This is a genomic window from Sulfitobacter sp. HI0027, from assembly GCF_001634775.1.
GTDB lineage: Bacteria > Pseudomonadota > Alphaproteobacteria > Rhodobacterales > Rhodobacteraceae > Sulfitobacter.
The window spans coordinates 1-4041 of the sequence record NZ_LWER01000042.1 but is presented as its reverse complement, the minus strand read 5'-3'; the positions used below and the strand labels follow the sequence as shown (position 1 = coordinate 4041).

4 protein-coding genes are annotated in these 4041 nt (G+C 59.6%); 2 read left to right on the top strand and 2 right to left on the bottom strand.

Annotated elements, in window-relative coordinates:
• On the bottom strand, positions 1-379 hold a 379-nt coding region (locus A3722_RS02645), incomplete at its 3' end, for an ABC transporter permease (RefSeq protein WP_150120410.1).
• A gap of 251 nt (positions 380-630) precedes the next feature.
• Between A3722_RS02645 and A3722_RS02640 the strand changes: the two genes are divergently transcribed.
• Complete coding sequence (locus A3722_RS02640) at positions 631-1071, top strand: HdeA/HdeB family chaperone (RefSeq protein ID WP_067626275.1); 441 nt, start codon at positions 631-633, stop codon at positions 1069-1071.
• A gap of 73 nt (positions 1072-1144) precedes the next feature.
• Here the strand turns inward: A3722_RS02640 and A3722_RS02635 are convergent, their stop codons facing one another.
• The gene (locus tag A3722_RS02635) at positions 1145-2629 is read right to left on the bottom strand and encodes an ABC transporter substrate-binding protein (protein WP_067626276.1); all 1485 of its coding nucleotides are present in this window, start codon (positions 2627-2629) and stop codon (positions 1145-1147) included.
• Between the two features lie 158 nt (positions 2630-2787).
• On the opposite strand from A3722_RS02635, the gene A3722_RS02630 reads away from it, so the two are divergent.
• Positions 2788-4041, top strand: a 1254-nt coding sequence (locus tag A3722_RS02630; RefSeq protein ID WP_067915900.1) for an Hsp70 family protein, incomplete at its 3' end; no start/stop codon positions are given.

Sequence of the window (4041 nt, the reverse complement as noted above, 5' to 3'; positions counted from 1 at the left end):
CCCGCCCCCGGCGGGCATCTACGCCGCTTCCCGCCGGAAAGGCCACGATGACAGAGAGGAAAAGCGCATAAAGCGCCAAGGGCACAGAGACCCAAAGCCGGTCACCGATCATCTCGGTCACCGGGGTGCGATAGGTGTAGGACGTGCCGAAATCGCCGCGCAGCATGCCACCGACCCACTCAAGGTAACGCTCCGGTCGGGACTGATCGAGCCCCAGTTCACTGCGCAGCGCGGCCAATGTTTCTGGCTGCGCATTCAAGCCCAGCATAAACGAAGCCGGATCGCCGGGGGCGACCTCGATCACCATGAAGATCACCAGCGACGCGACCGCGAGACTGATGAGCAGGGAGAGAAATCTTTTCAACGCATAGCGCAACATAGCGCGGAGGTTAGGCGGCACGCTCGGGAGGGTCCAGAGCCCGCGTGCAGTTTCCCCGAGGAGAAAGAGAGAATTGCTGAATTTTTAAGGCCCACGTAGGGCGGGGCCGGGGTCCACATCGAAAGAATCCAGCATTGTGAGCATGTTATGCACTGAAACCGCCGTTTTCCCTTTCCTAATCGCTATGCGCTGGAACCATATCCGTTATGCGGTGTTGTCTTCGGGAGAACAGATAAAACTGGAGAATAAAAATGAAAACGACTCTGAAAACACTTGCGATCGCCGGCCTTCTGGGCACCGTTTCCGCACCCGCCTTCGCCGCTGCTCACATGGACATGGCCACCATGACCTGCGCCCAGTACCAAGAATTGAGCGATGAAGACAAAATGAAAGTCTCTTCCATGGCAATTGCCGAACTGAAAGATGGCGACCACGGTGGCTCCATGATCACCGAAACCAAAAACGACGGTTCCGAGCCGAGCGACATCTCTGCTGCTGAAGCGACAGACGCTGAAGAAACCGAAGATTCCCTGATCGACAATACAAAAGCCGTCGAAGATTCCGAAGAAGCTGACGAGATGGCCGACACGGAAATGGAACAGGAAATGGAAGACTTCATGGTCGTCTGTAACCAGAACCCCGACGCGCTGGTAAGCGAAGCCGCAGCAAACCTGCGTGGCAAAGACCAATAGGTCTTCGCATCTAATTAAAAAGGGCGCGCCTCACGGCGCGCCCTTTTTTAATGCTTAAACGCAATCCTATGGATCACTCCGCCCAGCTCACACCGGTCAGGTCGGTGGCCTGCGTGGGCGCGTTTACCCAAAGCCCCTCGACACCCGCCTTGGCAATCGTCGGGAAAGCGAGTTGGAACAGATAGCCGTTCACATAGTCTTCGGCGATCATGCGCTGCGCCTTGGCCAGCATCTCGGTCCGCGCTGCGGGTTCTGCCGTCTTGTTGAACTCGGTTATCAGCGACTGGAACTCAGCATTGTCATATTGGAAGTAATAGTCCGGGTTGGCGTAGATATTGATGTCCATCGGCTCTGTATGGCTGACGATCGACAGACCGAAATCCTTGCCTTTGAACACCGTTTCCAACCACTGTGCCCATTCGACATTGGTGATCTGCGCCTTGATGCCAACTTCGGCCAGCTGGGCTGCGATGATCTCTCCGCCGCGGCGGGCGTAGGATGGGGGCGGCAGGTGCAACGTCGTCTCGAACCCATCGGGGAAACCGGCCTCGGCCAGCAGCGCCTTGGATTTTTCAGGGTCGTAGCTGCTCATCTCAGTCAGATCGACGTAGTCCGGGTTATGCGGCGCGAAATGTGTGCCGATGGGTGTGCCATAGCCGAACATCGCACCATCGATGATCGCCTGCCGGTCAATGGCATGGGCCACAGCCTCGCGGACTTTGACGTTATCGAAAGGTTCGCGCTTGTTATTGATCGACAGGATCGTTTCCCCCTCGGTCGAGCCGATCAGCACTTGGAAACGCGGGTCCGCCTCAAACTGGGGGATATTTTCCGGCGCGGGGAAGCCGGTGAAAACATCGACATCCTCGGCCATGACCGAAGCGAAAGCCGCTGTCGGGTCTGAGATGAACTTGAAGGTCGCGCTGGCCAGCGCGGGCGCCTCGCCCCAATAGTCGTCATTCCGGGTCAGAGTGATCTTGTCGCCCTGATTCCAGTTCTCAAACTTGAACGCGCCGGTGCCAATCGGGGTCTGCTTGATCGTCTCGACCGTTTCTGGTGCCACGATCACCGCGTCGCCCCAGGCGAGGTTGAACAGCATGTTGCCATTCGGTTCGCTCAGTTTGACCTCAACGGTCTGCGGGTCAATGACGTTCACTTCGGAAATCGCGGCATAGAGCGCCTTTTGGGCATTGGCGCTGTCTTCGGCGTTGATCCGGTCGAGGGTGAATTTCACGTCCTCGGCGTCCATCGTGGTGCCATCGTGAAAGGTGACCCCCTCGCGCAGCTTGAACTTATAGGTCAGCCCGTCTTCGGAAATCTCCCAGGACTCAGCCAAGCCCGGCACGACAGAGCCATCGCCCATGAAACGGGTCAGCCCTTCGAAGACATTGGTATAAAGCACCGAGTCGATGGCCCCGGCCGCGGCAGAGGTCGGATCAAGGTGCGGCGGCTCAAGCTGCATGGCGACGGTGATGTCGTCCTTGGCGAAAGCGCTGGTGGCGGCGACAGCCAATGCAGCACTGGCCACACCGGTCATCAAACGGTTCAAACGGTTCATGAAGTTCTCCCATATTGGCGTTTTTTTTGCGAGGCTAGCCAAAAGCCGCGCGACGCGCCAGCCTTCGTTGCCAAGCCCGCGCGAGAAGGGTATCGCGGGTGCTTTGCACGGGCGCGCTGCGCATCGGACCGCCCGTGAAAAGGCATTAGGAGAACGTCATGGCCAGGCTGGGGATTGATTTTGGAACGTCCAACACCGCGGCGGGCATCGCTGTCAACGGCACCCCGCAACTGATCGCACTAGAGGCCGAGGCGCAGACCCTGCCGACGGCGGTATTTTTTGATTTCGAAGCGCGTGAAATGCGGATCGGCGCCGCCGCCTCTGACGCGCTGCTGGCCGGGGCCGAGGGCCGTTACATGCGCGGGTTGAAAAGCCTGCTTGGCACCCGGCTAATGCGCGAGCGGCGGGTGCTTTTGGGCGAACGGCTGGACTTTATCGATATTGTGGCGCGGTTTCTGGCGCGGGTGAAAACGCAAGCCGAAGCCGCCACGGGGATGCAGTTCGACACAGCACTCTCTGGCCGTCCGGTGCGCTTTCACTCAGCTGATGACGCGCGCGATGCACAAGCGCTGACAGACCTGCGCGAGGCCTATTGCCGGGCCGGTTTCGACCATGTGGATTTCATGAATGAACCCGAAGCAGCCGCGCTTGCCAACCGCGCCGCGCTGCGCCCGGGGGATCTGGGGCTGGTGATCGATATCGGCGGCGGCACCTCTGATTTCACGCTTTTCCGCCAGCGCGGGAATGATGAGATCGACATTTTGGAAAGCCACGGCATCCGCCTTGGCGGGACCGATTTTGACCGGTCCTTGTCCATCGGGCGGGTGATGCCGCAGCTTGGAATGGGGAGCGAAATTCGCCATGCTTTCGGGGGCGACACCCACATCGCGCCCAATGCGATCTTCAACGATCTGGCCACATGGGCGAAAATTCCGTTTCTCTATGGCCCGGATACCCGCAAGGCGGCGGCGGAATTGCATAAGTTTGCCGAACATCCCAAGCGTCTGGCACGGTTGGTTAAAGTGCTTAACGAAGAGCTTGGTCATGATCTTGCTTTTGCCGTCGAAGCGGGCAAAATCCGCGCCAATGGCGCAGGGGCCGAGGGGGATGCAGAGCCAGTGATCGACGTGTCGATGCTCAAACCCCGCGCGACTTTGCCCCTGCCCCGTGACTGGATGCGCAAGCGGCTTTCGAAACTGGCCGCACAGATGGGGGATGCAGCGGAGACGACAGCGCGGAACGCAGGCATCGCGCCCGGCGCTGTGGACCGGTTGATCTTTGTCGGCGGGTCGAGCCTGATGGAGGTGGTCGAGGCCGAAATGCGCGCACGTTTTCCGCGCGCGGAAGGGCATCGGGGGGCGGCGCTGACGGCGATTGTCGAGGGGTTGGCGTTGAGTGCCGGTGGGGGGGGG

Coding starts and splice junctions, on each gene's coding strand:
- A3722_RS02640 (WP_067626275.1), top strand. CDS start 631: ATGAAAACGACTCTGAAAACACTTGCGATCGCCGGCCTTCTGGGCACC.
- A3722_RS02635 (WP_067626276.1), bottom strand. CDS start 2,629: ATGAACCGTTTGAACCGTTTGATGACCGGTGTGGCCAGTGCTGCATTG.